7 protein-coding genes are annotated in these 13792 nt (G+C 67.0%); 1 reads left to right on the forward strand and 6 read right to left on the reverse strand.

Annotated elements, in window-relative coordinates:
• Window positions 1-3: 3 nt before the first annotated feature.
• The 6 genes from ACH4UK_RS28120 to ACH4UK_RS28145 all read right to left on the reverse strand — a co-directional run bounded on the left by ACH4UK_RS28120 (window position 4) and on the right by ACH4UK_RS28145 (window position 6468).
• Entirely contained in the window at window positions 4-1242 is a 1239-nt protein-coding gene (locus ACH4UK_RS28120) for a hypothetical protein (RefSeq protein WP_398360749.1), read from the reverse strand.
• Window positions 1243-1432: 190 nt separating this feature from the next.
• Window positions 1433-2212 (reverse strand): metal-dependent hydrolase, encoded by a 780-nt coding sequence (locus tag ACH4UK_RS28125; RefSeq protein ID WP_398360751.1) that lies wholly within the window; start codon window positions 2210-2212, stop codon window positions 1433-1435.
• A 1-nt stretch (window position 2213) separates the two neighbouring features.
• Window positions 2214-2396, reverse strand: coding sequence for a hypothetical protein (locus ACH4UK_RS28130; RefSeq protein ID WP_398360753.1), 183 nt, complete (start codon window positions 2394-2396; stop codon window positions 2214-2216).
• Between the two features lie 917 nt (window positions 2397-3313).
• On the reverse strand, window positions 3314-3691 hold the full coding sequence (locus ACH4UK_RS28135; protein WP_331759452.1) for a DUF6009 family protein: 378 nt from the start codon (window positions 3689-3691) through the stop codon (window positions 3314-3316).
• Between the two features lie 156 nt (window positions 3692-3847).
• Window positions 3848-5398: a phage/plasmid primase, P4 family gene (locus tag ACH4UK_RS28140; protein ID WP_331759450.1), complete on the reverse strand. Its 1551-nt coding sequence runs from the start codon at window positions 5396-5398 to the stop codon at window positions 3848-3850.
• On the reverse strand, window positions 5395-6468 hold the full coding sequence (locus ACH4UK_RS28145) for a bifunctional DNA primase/polymerase (RefSeq protein ID WP_331759448.1): 1074 nt from the start codon (window positions 6466-6468) through the stop codon (window positions 5395-5397). Before ACH4UK_RS28145 ends, ACH4UK_RS28140 begins: the two co-directional genes overlap by 4 nt.
• A 3553-nt stretch (window positions 6469-10021) precedes the next feature.
• Here ACH4UK_RS28145 and ACH4UK_RS28150 point away from each other — a divergent pair.
• Complete coding sequence (locus ACH4UK_RS28150; RefSeq protein WP_398360755.1) at window positions 10022-13666, forward strand: hypothetical protein; 3645 nt, start codon at window positions 10022-10024, stop codon at window positions 13664-13666.
• The last annotated feature ends 126 nt before the right edge of the window (window positions 13667-13792 follow it).

Here is a 13792-nt window from a genome sequence, read left to right on the forward strand (position 1 = left end):
GGTTCAGGCGGTGGTGAGTACTTCAGCGTCCTGGAGGTCGGCCGGCCAGGCGCCGGTCTTCTGCCACTTCCCGTTGGAGGTGAGGATCCAGCCTGTGGCGGTGTTGCCGTCCTCGGCCTTGGCTGCGGCCTGGCCGTCGGGGAATGCCCACAGCTCGGTCTCACCATCAGCGGCCGCCGTGGCCGGCAGGGCCGCGGGGAGCTCCGTCAGCTTCAGCTGTGAACCCTCGGTGGTGAACCGCCACATCCTCCGCTCGCTGGGAGCTGCGGAGCCGGTGTCGATCAGTCCGGACATGCCGTCCAGGGTCGAGGTGCCATTCCCGCCGGCGCCGCTGACGCTCAACGGAAGGGCCGGCTTGCCGTCGCTGCCCTTCACGTAGCTGAAGGTCGCCTTCTCCGTACCGGTTCCTGATGCCGGGTTCGTCCAGCCGGTGTCAACGGTGCCGCTGACCGTGCGCTCGTTCTCCGGGCCGCTGGCCACAGGGGTTCCGGCCGCGTCGACGGTCCAGCAGCTCCAGGGGGTGAAGGTCTCCTGCCCCGGGCTGCGGGAGAACGCCGTCTGGCAGTCCTGGCTCTTCCAGTACGCCTGGATGTCGGCGGGCACCGGGTGCTTCTGCGCGGTGCGGTGACCGGCCTGCCAGTGCTTGATGTTGACCGACCACAGCGACGCGATCTTGTACTGGTTTGCCGTCGAGCTGGACCAGGTTTCGCCGGACGGGTGGTCGGCCTCCGTGGTCTGGAACCACAGCTCCGGCTCCGCGGACGAGCCAGTGAACTGTGCTCCGGAGATGGTGCCGGTCACCCCTGCCGCGGTCAGCTGCTCGCGAGACATCGCCAGGACAGCCTTCCCGCCGGTGGCGTTGAGATCAGCGACGGTCAGGGCGCCATCGCGTGCCTGCGCGCCCATGCCGCTCTCGCCGACCAGGGCGTAGCGGAAGGAACCGTCGAAGGCGCGGCTTCGACTGCCAGTCCCGGCGAGCTGGCCCTGGGCGACCGGCTCTGGGACGGTGACCTGCTTGCGGATCTGCAGGGTCGCACGGTCCAACGCGGCCACAGCCACGCCCTGGTGGGCGAGCAGGTCCTTCCCCGGCCGTACTGCCAGGCCCTGTCCGGCCGACTGTGACGGCTTCGCGCTGTTCTCCTGCGCGGGCGCGTTCTTGTCATCGTCGCCGGAGGCGGAGCAACCGGCAGCGAGCAGCACGGCGGCCGCGGCCGCCACGGCGCGGGTGGGGAAGCGGTTCATGTACCTCTCCTCGAGCTCGGTGGTCCGCCGGCAGTGCCGTCGACGGAGCGGATGTCAGGCTGTCGCGGATATTTGACCACTACCGCTGTGCCCGGGCGAAACCGGCTCTGCCCCTGCCGTACGAGCGTCTGCAAGTGGTGGCGAGATTCTGCTGGTCGTGCAGTCCCGGTCGTTGGAGGCCGCAGCGTGTTCAGCCGGACAGGATGACCGCCTGCACTTCGGGTATCGCGAAGGCGGTGCCGACTGCGGTGAGGGCTGTGAGAGCGGGGACGAGGACGGCCTTCTCGAAGCCACCTCCGGCTCGTATTCGCAGTGCTGCTGGCGGGGCGAACTCCCACCAGCGCTTGCCCCGGTACACGATCGGCCAGGCCAGCGGGCACCCCTGTTTGGTGATCATGTCGCCGAGGCAGTGGGTGAGCGCCCCGACCGTGACCGCCACGCCGAGAACCGGATAGCCGCGCCCGGTTGGTAGCCACCACATCGCTGCGGCAGCGGCGCCGCCGGTCATCAGGGTCGTCACGACCCATCCCTGCCGCCTGGCCCAGCGTCCCATCAGCCCCCGGATTGCGAGGCCCAGCGTTAGGAAGAGGACCGTGGCTGCTGCTGGTCGACCGAGCAGCCCGCACGCGGTGCCTACCAGTGCGCCAGCCGCGACAGCGAACACCGCGGTGTGCGTCAGGGTCCGGTGTCCGCCAGTCCGTGGGGCCTCACGTGGCATACGTGTCGCGTTGTACACCGTGGTTGAGACCCGGTCGACCGCTCTCGACACCGCTCCGGAAACAGGGCCGAAGGTGCGGGCAACGGTTGACGACGGGTGATCAATGTCCGGGAGCAGAGCAGCGCCTGCCGTCACCGCAGCGCCGACGGCGAGCTCAGCCGAAGGCACCGTTCCTCCGAGAAGTTGAACGCCTGCTGCGCCGGCCATCCAGACCGCCACCCCTGATAGTGCGTGAGTGGGTCCCATGACCATGTCAGGCCGCCTCTCCGAACAGGGCCGAGAGGAGCCCGGCGAGGAACTCTACGGTGGGCGGCACCCACCGGTAGGTGACGTCCGCGATGCCTCCGACGAACGCTGTCGCTAGATCACGGATGCCGCCGGCTCCGTCGTCGCGGACGTACCTGAGCAGGCCTGAAGCAAGGCCGATGGCCAGCATGGCGGTAAGTAGCCACCGTGCGACACGTATCACTGGTGTTCCCTTCGAGGACCGTCGTCTGCGGGCCATCACGTGATCTGGTCACCGAGTCGGCTGACCAGGTCGCAAGCCCAGCTGCCGAACTCGGCGACCGTGTCAGTGACGTTGCTGAGCCACCTTGGGTCAGTGACATCAACCCCTTGGCCTACCCATCGCCACGCGCCCAGCACCACGCCGACGGAGACAAGGGCGATGAGGAGACGTTTGACGGCCCCGACGGGACCTGCTGATCGTGATGGCATGAAGCGGATCGTCCCCGCAACACCGGACAGGGCCGGTGTCCGACTGCCGAGCGCTAGACAGCTCGGACGGCTCAGTGGGGACGCCCACCGAGCACGAGGTGCCGCCGGACCTCGGAGGGGGCCCGTGCCGCCTGGCTGGCTCACGCCGACGCGCAGGCTGAAGCTGCTGGCCCTACCGGAACGCCCGATTTGGGCGTGCGTGGGGACGGGCGTCCAAGACCGATATGGCGGCGAAACTTCTGGACGGCCTTCTCTGTGCCCTTTCCAATCCCGGCGGGAGGGCGACGTGGGCGCGCCGGCCGGGACCATCCTCTGACGGACTTGGAGCGGTGGACCTGCCGGCGCTCGCATCGGGTTGCAACGATGGCCTCTGAAAGACCAAGCCCCTTCGGCCCTTGCCAGGGGCTGAAGGGGCTGAAGGTTCGGGTCTCGACTACTGCGAGCTCCTGGCAACCCAATCGCGTTCTTCGGTAGACCTTGAAGTTCAGCCCCTACCGCCCCTGCGGAGGGCCTTGGGCGCAGCCTGACCTGCGGCAACACGTTCCAGGGCTCAGGGGCTAGAACGCTTCAGCTCAACCGAATCCGTCGCCAGCCGGTAGAGCCCGGGCTGCTGACGAAACGCACCGAGAGCGGACCTCAAACTCCTGTGGGAGTTATCGCTCGCCGCTGAGACCGTTCCGTCTTCATCCCTGTACGACGAGCGGCCACAGTCAGCGGATCCACGGCCTCGCCTGGCGAACCTGTCCGGTAGTCACCGTTGGGCGCGGAGTCACGGTCGTGGGGGACGAGGTAGAAAACGCGGCGGCGGAACAGGCTTGTCTCAGGGTCCCGCGCCACGGCTGATTTGAGCTCTGCGTAGCCCACCAGGCGACCCAACCCGTCGAAAGGGGGCTTCCCGACTCGGTAGGGGCTGCCGTGGACAGCCTGTCGCACGTACTCCAAAGTCGTGATGTCTTCCAGCCAAACGATATTGGCTTCTCCGGTGACGTCCGTGTCAGTGAGTAGCGAGCTCATGCTGTCCGCGTCCCTTTCTTGCTATCGGTTTCCTCGGGTCGGTGGGTGAAGCCTCGCGTGCCCGCGTCTACCGTCCCTCGCCAGTTTAGTTGGATGCAGCGGCGTTGCGTAGAGGCCACCCATCGCCCGTTTTGCACGTTTCGTGGGTTCTTCGGACTACTCATGCCCATCCCGCAACAACAGGCCCGGGTAGAACCGAACACCGTTCGACTTAATCATCTCTTCTGCAGACTTCAGACCGAGCTCCTTGCGTACTCGGTCTGCGAAAGCGCGGCTCGAAGCCGGCTTCACCTCCTCGCCTACGCACCAGGACTTGTAGATCCGGTGGAGCCTGGACTGGAGCACCTTCTCGTCCGGCTTCTTCTCGGTTGCGTCGCTGAGGAACCGGCCAATGTGGTCTTCAGTTGCCTCGTAGGCCGCCTTGGCCGTTCGAACTCTCTTCGGGCCATCGAGGTTGTCTCGATCAGCACCAGGAGCACGGGTCGCGAGGAAACGGCGTGACCCCTCAATGAGCCACGCAAGGATGCCGGGCCCTTCCTCCTCGACCAGGATGCGGGCCAGGTTATCGATCTTCTTGTCGTCCGGGATCTTGTGCTCGAAGGGAATCAGGCGAAGCCGCCGCCAGAAGGCGTGGCCGCCGGTCGCAACCTCCGGGTAGTGGTTGCCCAGGAGCCAGAGATGGTGGGTCGGCGGGAAGGTGAAGTAGTCCTGCCTCATGCGACGCGCGGTCACGGGCTCGCCACCGGTGAGCTGCTTCATCCGCACCTCGTTGAACCGGTCCGTGGCCTTCAGTTCGCTGCACACCACGAGACGCCGTCCGTACAGTTCGGTCAGCTCCGTCGAGTGCTCGTTGTAGCCACCCCGGTCCATAAGGAAGCCCGGAGGAGCTGCGTGTGCGTAGTCACCAAGGATCTGCACGACCAGGTCCAGTAGCACAGACTTCCCATTCGCCCCGTCCCCGTGGCAGAAGGGCAGAACTTGGGCGCCGACATCACCGGTGATGGAGTACCCCAGTAGGACATGGAGGTAATCGATCATCTCCTTGCCGTCTGCGTCATCACCAAAGGTGTCGACCAGGAATCGGTAGAACCGCGGCGTGTCCATGCGCACAGAGGGAGCGACGCGTGTGCAGCGGGAGTTGAAGTCTCGTGAGGGGTCTGCCGCCCGAAGTCGGCCAGTTCGTAGGTCGACCACGCCGTCTGGGGTGCACAGCGTGTACGGATCGCCGTCAAGTTGGCCGGCGTCCAGCGAGAGGGCGGGAGAGGCCTTCGCCTGATGCAGCATCGCCTTCATCCCGCTCGTCGACGACGAGTAGCGGCGATGGCGGACCACCTCTTGCGGCGAGAAAATCCCGGATGGGTCCTTGGTTGGCATCTGAGCAGCCATGTCTCCAGCAGCCCAGATCGCAGCGTTCTCGCCGCCCCTCAGTTTCCATCGCCCGGCGTCCCAGGAGTACCAGCCGTTCCCGTCTACGTAGCGGAACTTTCCTCCATACATGGAGGCGAACAACTCTGCGTTTGCGCGGTCGGTGAGATCGTGCGGGAGCCTCCTCTCTGGACGGCAGCCAGAAGGAGGGCTGGAGGACTCGTCGACGTAGAGACTCGCTTTCTGCGCGGGCAAGCTGGGTTCGACGGTCTCGGCAGCTGGGGCGTTGAAATCGAGCATCTGCTGAGCGACGGCTTCTGGGTCGAAGCTGGGGGTGCTCATGAGCGTCCTTCGAGGTGAAGCGGGCGCCTGGCACCCGCCGTGAGTCCGTCGCTGATGATGCGGGCAATCTTGTTCCGCTGGTTGGGCCGCGCCGATTCCGCGGCCTGCGTCAGACGCTCGACGGCGTCTGCTCTGGACAGTCGTCCTGCTGCTACGAGGCCTCCGCCGGTGAAGGCAGCCTTGTTCAGTTTGGCCGTAAACCCGGTGCCCTCGTCCGCCATCGAGCAAGCTCGGACGTCGTCAAGTAGCCTGCTCAGCCCGTCAACAGGCTCGTGGGTCCGTCGACTCAGAGGTCGGCTCACTCTGCCCGAGCCCGTCGGTGATGACGTTATGCCGTGACCGGTCCGGATCAGCTCCTTGGCCAGCCACTGGGGAAGGGGCGCAGGGTTTCGGGTTGCTCCCAGAGGTGTGTAACTGCCCTTCACGGTCCGCATGAACGGTGCTACGACGTATCCCTTCTCCGCCCGCACATCGACCTGCCAGGCCAGGGCAGCTGTCACTCCGGCACCGGTTGCGCCGGACGAGGACCTCAGCTGCATGCCATGAGGCAGCGTGTACCAGATATGCAAGCCTCCGGACGCTGTTTCCACACGCAGCGTGCTCTCGTCGTGGCAGGGGTTCTTCTGTCGAAGGTAGGCCGCCAGCAACGCCAGTGTGTGGAACCCGTTCTCAAGACCGGCCAAGTCGATCGACGGATGGATGGGGACTCCCGGCAGAAGACGATCTCGTGGAGGCTGCTTACTCGTGTGTGCATCCACGTCGAGGACTACCACGTGTGCCGGACCGCACGACACCCCCACCCCTAGCCGAGGCTGAATACCCCACCACTGACGAATGCGGTCGAGGTCAGTAGTCGCAGCGTGGAAGCCATGGCACCAGCGGCCGGCCGGGATGCACGGGCACCCCGTGGGTGTGTGCTGCTCCCGCGGACAACGGGGGCAGTTCGCAGCGGGGACCTTGCGCCCAGGGGTCAGCGGAAGCACCGGCCAGCCTCTCTGCGCGCACCAGATCGCCGTATCCACCAAGGACGGACCCGGTGACGCGGCGGAAGCTTCTGGAGGGCGGGTCATGCTTGCTGATCCTTGTTGAGGGTCTAGCCACACCACTGGACGTCCGGGAAACCCGCAGGTCAGAGGCGCATCTATGGAACGGGGAGGGTCTATAGGGGCTGAAGTTTCAGGTCTGTTGGTGCGAGCCTAGCGCAGCGGGGGTCCAGCTTTGGGACGTGCAGGGGAATGTTCGAGACGATGCCTCAGGTTCCGCCCCTTCAGACCCTGCGAGGGGCACGCTGCTGCGGTGCGCCGACGCCCATCACAGGGACGGACGAACATGTTCCTTGCGTCGATATCACTGCATTTGTGGCCTTAATGTCTGTTCTGCGAGGGTCCATAGGGGCTGAACTTCCAGCATGAGGGTCTGCCGGGGAGCGCATGCAGCAGCTCTGCGGCCTTCGCCTGTCGCTCTCACGCATTGACTGAAGGGTTGTCGACCCGGCGTCCAGACGCTGGCAGACCTCCGGTCTCGGCCAATAGAGGGCCTCTGGGTCCCTCATCAGGGACCAACTCCGCCCCTGAGGGTCTGAACCCTCACCCCGGCGGCTCTGTGTTTTCGCAGGTCACAGCACCTTCCTCATCTCAGTCAGGGTCTGAAGGGGCTGAACTTCCTAGTTATCAAGCGCTGGAGTCTTCACGCGCGCGCGTGCGGCCGCATGCGTGAAGAAAACCGCTTCCGCTTCTCACGCGCGCCCGCATCTAGATCCTTGAGACGGTACGCGCGCCCGCATACCCCCGCACGCAAGACGCTTAGTAACCTGGAAGTTCAGCCCCTTCAGACCCTTGATCAGAAGAGAAAGAGCTCTGACCTGCTGTTTTACGAAGGGTCAGACGGGCTCAGGCAGGGTCCCAACAGGGCCCCCCCGCCCCCCAGGCCCGTTTGAGCCCCTGCTTTCTGCCACCTGCAGACTCAGTCGTACTGAGCCGAGCTGAAAGCTGCCCGTGCCGCCACTGAAGCCCGGATGCTCTGGGATGCCGCTGTGGCAGCCCATGAAGCACAGCTGATGAGGGGGCCTACGGGACTTGGGAGGCACAAGCGGGTGTGGTGCGGATAGCTGCAGCTTTCTCCGAAACCTGGGGCGTGGACCATCGTCGTTGGGTTTCAACGGTGGAGCCAGCTGGATCCACGAGGGTCTGGCCCCTGGAGTCCGACTGTCGGATGAGGCCCTGAGTCCGGTCGGACAGCCGACGCGAGTGTCGCGAAGCGAGGCTGGGGATGAGGGAAGGACCTGGAGCGTGACCGGATGGACCCGACTGCCCGTGGTGCTGGTCGTTGAGACCTGAACCTTCGCCGACAGGACGTAGCTCATCCTTAGAGGTCGTACGCCAGGACGAAGCTCAGGACTGCTGGCAGAGGCAGGCGGAGCCTCGGAGGACTCACCGGCGTAGATGTGAGCGCAAGGGCTCGCCGCAGGGATAGGGTTGTCAGCAGCGACTGCTGAGTGCTGGTCACTCTGACCATGAGGCGTCGTCAACTGAACAGGACCACGAGGAAAAACCAGAAAAGCCCCGCTAGCTCAGCTGCAAGTCAAAGGCGGCGAAACCTTTGCAGCGAGCCCTTGCGGGGCGTTCTGGGAGACCTACATGAAGGATCGGTCTCTTGAGCACCAATGTACCCGCATCTGCGCGGGATGACGCAACAACAGATAGGCCCACCGGGCGGCGAGTCTCTCGCCGGCGTCCGGTGGGCCTACGTGTGTCTGCTGCGTGTGCTCCCCGTGGCTACCAGCCGACGGAGGTGGGGCTCAGGGCCTCGACGATCAGTGTTCCCCCTGCTACGTGCGTTGCTCACCTCTCGGAGGTCTTGGTGACCTAGTTCTCCTGCGGACTGGTGAGGCGTGGCCCGTGTGGCGCGGGCTCTCGTACTTAGCCAGTCCTGGCCGTTCGCTCGATGTGGCGTCGAGCTGGCAGCCGCTTCGTTACTCGGGCCCCGCTACGGGCCCGTTGGTCCCCCGCACATTCGTGCGGTTTCAACCGGTTCGCGCCGGACCCGCCAAGAGCGGGCCCCTTTGCGCTCGCTTTTGGCATCACGAGCACGGAGTCATGATGCCGTATACCCGCACGCGCGGCCAGCCCTCCTCAGCGGCGCGCCGCCAAGTAGCTGAGCCGACTGCACCCAGAAGTACCGCTCGGCCGTCCTTCACCCTGATCACGTCGGAGTCCGACCAGTGGGTGAGCGGGACGGCCTCGCGGCGTATGCGCACGGGTCGGGACTGGCTGAGAGCGGTCCGTTGGATGGTCGCTGCTGGTGTCCGTAAGGGGGCCAACGCGACGACCATCCGGGTAGCCGAGGACATCGCGGCCCGGATGCACCGCAGCAAGGACGGCACCGTGGCGTACTGCCAGACCGCCATGCAGAAGCGCCTGGGACTGTCGGAGCGGTGCGTCGCCGCTCACATCGCGATCCTGCGTGAACTCGGCCTCCTGGCCTGGGTCGAGAGGGGCAGTTCCCTTCGCAACTCTCTCCGGAGCCGGCACGGAGACGCTTTCGGTCCTGGCATGGGATTTCGACGGTCGGCGACGATCTACGCCCCGGTCGCTCCTCGCGCGTGGGATGACGCGATGGGGCACCGGATCGACGGGGAAGGCTACTGGGCGCGGCAGTGCGGAGTCACCGAGGCAGGCCGCGTCCGGGCCGTCGCTGAAGTTCAGGATGACCGGCAGAAGCGCCAGCTGAAGCCTGTGGATAACTCTGACTCGTGCACCCCTTCTGGGACGGTGCCTCAGCCACGTACTACCCCTGCTTCTAGTGGGGGCTCTCAAGACACTGCGCGTACACGCACGCTGCAGACCAGTAGCCGACGGCCGACGAAGCGCCATCGGGCCAAGGCGTCCACAGCGTTCACTCCGCAACAGGCCGCGTACTCCATTCGGGAGACGCGGTTCGTCAAGCTGCACACGTGGTGGACTCAGGGCTCGTGCGACCGTCAGCTCGCCCACTCTCTGCGCCCGTTGTACTCAGCCGGCTGGTCTGCGGAGGACTGCACGAGGGAGCTTGCTCGCTGGAGGGTCCCCTTTCGTCCCCGTCATGTGGCCGCCTATGTGACGTCTGAGATCCGACGTCGTGCGAACACTGGTGAGCTCTGCCTGCCGGACGATTCGGTAAGGCCCTATCGGCAGGTTCCCGCGCGGGAGACGACGGAAGCTGAACGGCGCGGGGTGATGGCCGCAAAGTGGCAGGCCTTGTACGGGCCCGCCTGGGACGCGTCGGCTGAGATCCGCCGAGTGTGCCGCGAGCGACTGCGGGCGCACCAGACTCCCGAATGCGGACAAGAACGACGGGCGACGGCACTTGCAGAGGCACGGCCCGAGCGAGTGCTGCTGACGTCTGCCGAGATCGAGCAACTGCATGCCCGCTTCTCTCCTCTCCAATCTGGTGAGGACCTATGGGCGGAGGTGGAAGAGCGGGCTGCCGCTCGTGCCCAGGGCGCTACCTGGGAGACCGCCCCGGCGGTCGTCGAACCGCGATGAGGAAGGGCTGGGGCCATGGCAGAAGTCGGCGGGAGCCGCCCGCAGTCGGCAGTAGGGCTGGCAGGCTACGCCCGAGGTCTCACGTACAGAAGGGTGATCCATGCCGCACGAGGATGCTCGGCTCCTGGACCAGACGCTGGGGCGGTACTCCCGTGACTCGGTGCTGACGCTGCTGCGTGCCGCGCTGGATTCGCCGGGATGCGCCCGGTTGCATGATCATCTGCTGTTCGCTTGGACTCGTGCGTTGACTTGCCCTGCTGGGGAAGGGCAACAGGCGCTTGCCGGTGACCTCGCCGAAGTTCTGCATGCCGCTTTGCGAGCGGACCCCGGGCGCGGCATCACCACCGGCCGGGTGCCCAACGATCCTGCGGCTGCTGTGCGGTTCACGATCGGTGAGAGGTCCTATCTCGTTCATCCTGGTGAACTCGACCATCCACTGATGGTTCTGCGGGCGCTCCGGGACACCGCCGATGCAGTGGATGAGCACATGGTGGACGCGTGCGGGTTCGGCATCCGGGACGTCCTGGAGCTCGCACTGCGCCACACCGATCACACCGTCAGGCATCTGGCGTCGGAGTGGTCTCCGGTGACTGACGCGGAACCCGCGCCAGAGCAGATCACATGCGAGGTCACGGCCGCCGAGTTGACCGCCGCGGGGAAGATCGGGGCCGACCATCTGACCGGCGCCGACTTCGCCGACCCGGGCCGGACCGCAGCCGCGTGCGCCTACCTGACCCGCGACACCACCGAACTGCCTCTCACCTACGCACCCGGTCTGCCCCTGCTCGGCCCGACCCTGCTTGTGAGGGTCGACGGCCGCACAGAACCTGTTCCAGCGGCGACGGCCCTGGAGGCCACGGCTGCGGCGGCGGGCGATCTGCTCCAGGCACACCCCATAGCGGACGACGCCCAGTCGAACCTCCGCCTTCGCGCCGTCACCCGCGTCGCACGTCTCCTCGGTCTTCGGGAGGCACCCGCTCAGACGAGCGAGGTGTGCCGGATCAGCTCACCGTCGCACCGGCTGGAGATCGCGGTCGTCGCCAGCCTCGCCGACGATCTGGCGGCCCTTGTGGAGAAGGCGCGCACCGAACTCCTGACGACCTCATCCGGAGCGGGTCGGCTTGTCGTGTACGCGGGGCCACGTTTCCTTGGCCGGGAGGTGGTCACCGACACGGTCTACGTCCACGTGGAGGAGCTCACCGAGATCTTCGCCGCGGCCGGCGGCGACCTGGCCATGGTGGCGTGGTGGGTCCTGGAGCTCACCCAGCACCCCGGGGCGGACGCCGTCGCGTACTACGACGTGCTGGACGCCTGGAGCGCCTGGCACGCCCAAACGACCCTTCTGCCTCCTGGCCCGCCACAGGAGGGCGTGGTCCTGGTGGAGCCGTACGGCGGGGACGTGTCGTGGCAGCGCGCTGCTCTGTGGGCGTCGACGGACGCGCTTCTGGATGCGGCCGGACTGCCGCCCGCGATCGACTGGGACAGCTGCCGCCTCACGGTCGCGCAGCAGGGTGAGGGGCGATGGGCCGAGCTTGCACAGAACCTCCCAGACGGGCGGGTGCGGGCCTGCATCAGCAGTCACCCGCCGCTCGTTATCCTCGCCACCATCAATCCCGACCCGGAGGCGCTGCTTGGCGAGGCCGCGTTCGCCGGCTTCGCCGACGGGGTCCGTGGCACCCTTGCCGGCCACCTCGACCTCGCACGCCACTTCACCCTGCCCGGGCGTCGGCCGGTCACCTTGCACTTGACCGAGACCGTCGCCCCTCCCGAACCGCCCGCGAGTCGCCCGGTGGAAGTCCCAGCGGACTTGCTGGCCGTGCGGATCGGCCTGGACGAGCAGGCCGCACGTATCGACCTCGATCTCGATCCGGAGCTCCTGGCCCGGTTCGCCGAGGACGGCCACCACATCCTCGGCCGGATCCTCCACCACACCGTCAGCCAGGTACGCGCCTCCCACAGTGCTGGCAACGGACTGACCGCGGACGAGTTCAGCGCCGCCTGGGACACAGCCACACCAGTGATCACCTGGTACAGCAACGACCCGTTCGCGCCGGCCCCCGCTCCACCCCACTACCTGCCGAGCACCACCCCCCATGTCCGGGTTCGAGCCCTGCGGGTGGCCGCAGAAGCGGTGCTGGCGGCGGGCGTACCAGCAGGCACCTACGCCGGGCCCGAAGTACTGCGCCAAGGAGGCCCTGCCGAGAAGGTGTTGTACGCCCTGGAGGAAGCACTCGTCGGACAACTACGCGCCCATCGGCCGGATCTGGTTCCCATCCTGGCCCGGCACCTCAACGCTGCTCTCTCAGCCCGGCACCTCGCGCGGCAGGAGGCCGCCCCCGGCCTTGCCCGAGCCGAAACGGACATCTGGGAGGAGGAGGCCCGACGCCGGGATGCCGGTGGAGCCGCCACCACCCCCGCCCTCATGGTTCTCCTCCAACAGGCTGTCGCCACCGTGCCCACAGGTGAACTGGCTGCCGACCTCATCGCCGTCGCTGACCTTGTCGCGCTTGCCGAGGTTGTCCTGCGCGCCACGCTGGTGGCCGTTCCGGCCAGCCGGAGACTGCATTCCGCGACGCTCACTGTCGATGCGACCGGTGTCTTCACCCTCGACGACCACCCCGAGGCGACAGCCTCCGCCGAGGAAACCGCGGCAGGGCACCTCGGCCTCGACGTCCGTGCCCTTCGACAGGCACAGGAGCAGATCTGGCTAGATCGGGCCCGCAACTCCGCCCCGCAACCCCTTACCGCCCCGGAGCTGTTCGCTTCCCGACGAGGCATGCGCACCCCTCTCGCGTTCACCAGCCTCACCCCGCCGGCCGGCAGCACCCTCGCCCGTGCGGACCAGGAGCTGATCAGACAGTGGGGCTGCGGGCTGGACGCCTTGGCCGCCGTCCTTGCCACCGCCGCAGACTGGCCCGTCGAGGCCGACGGCATAGCCACGGTCAACAGACAGGACCTCGCCCGCGAGGCCGCCGTCTGGTCCCAGCTGCCGGAGGGCCACATTCTGGCAGCGGTCGACCACCTCGTCCTCCACTGCGGCAATGCCGCTGGAACGCACGCGCACGCCTACGCCGAGGTCGAACGCCGGATCCGGCCCACGACACATCCTCTGATCGCGCACGGCGATGGCATCCTTATCGCGCCCTGGCTCATCCGTACTTCCCAGCACCTCTACGGCGCCTCCCTCGGTGACGGCCGGCTGCCCCGGCCGGACACACCGCCGAAGGCGGCTGACCTGCTGGACCGGTACCGCCAGCAGCAGAACAACCAACTCGAGACCGACCTGGTCGAAGCAGCGGCACGGGCCGGTCTGCCGCATCGGCCCCGACTCGACGTCGGGCCCGCGGCACGCCTTGGCCTAACCGGTCTGCCGGGCGAGATCGACCTGCTTGTCGCCGACCCGCCCCGGGGGCGGCTGTGGGTGATCGAGGCGAAAGACCCGCACCGGACGATCAGCAGTCACAGCGTCGCCCAGCATCTCGGCAGGTTCGTCCGCTACCGCAAGAAGCTCCTCGCGAAGGCCCAGGTGGTCTCCAGTCACGCGGCAGCAGCAGCGCAGTCCTGTGGGGTAGACACCTCACAGGACTGGAGGGTCATCCCGCTGTTCGTCACCCGCAGCATCGACCCGGCCGCCTTCATCGCCGACCCGGGCGTGGCGTTCACCGACATCGCCCACCTCACTGCACTCCTGATTGGCAGTACGGACCCGGACATCGGGTGGAATGCAGGCGCCATCAGTACCTGAACCTCTGACGCTCGCTGGGCCGGGCCAGCAGGACAGCCGTACGCCGTGGGCTGGAGCATGCGGGCGGACCCGTCCGAGCCCGGGGCCGGGGTCGGCACGCTCGCGAAAGAGGCCTCGCGAGCGGCG

The organism is Streptomyces sp. NPDC020884 (assembly GCF_044333935.1).
GTDB lineage: Bacteria > Actinomycetota > Actinomycetes > Streptomycetales > Streptomycetaceae > Streptomyces.

Excerpts from the sequence above, each read along its gene's own strand:
- ACH4UK_RS28145 (WP_331759448.1), bottom strand. The coding sequence starts at position 6,468 with ATGACCCGCCCTCCAGAAGCTTCCGCCGCGTCACCGGGTCCGTCCTTG.
- ACH4UK_RS28150 (WP_398360755.1), top strand. The coding sequence starts at position 10,022 with ATGCCGCACGAGGATGCTCGGCTCCTGGACCAGACGCTGGGGCGGTAC.
- ACH4UK_RS28135 (WP_331759452.1), bottom strand. The coding sequence starts at position 3,691 with ATGAGCTCGCTACTCACTGACACGGACGTCACCGGAGAAGCCAATATC.
- ACH4UK_RS28130 (WP_398360753.1), bottom strand. The coding sequence starts at position 2,396 with ATGCTGGCCATCGGCCTTGCTTCAGGCCTGCTCAGGTACGTCCGCGAC.
- ACH4UK_RS28140 (WP_331759450.1), bottom strand. The coding sequence starts at position 5,398 with ATGAGCACCCCCAGCTTCGACCCAGAAGCCGTCGCTCAGCAGATGCTC.
- ACH4UK_RS28120 (WP_398360749.1), bottom strand. The coding sequence starts at position 1,242 with ATGAACCGCTTCCCCACCCGCGCCGTGGCGGCCGCGGCCGCCGTGCTG.
- ACH4UK_RS28125 (WP_398360751.1), bottom strand. The coding sequence starts at position 2,212 with ATGGTCATGGGACCCACTCACGCACTATCAGGGGTGGCGGTCTGGATG.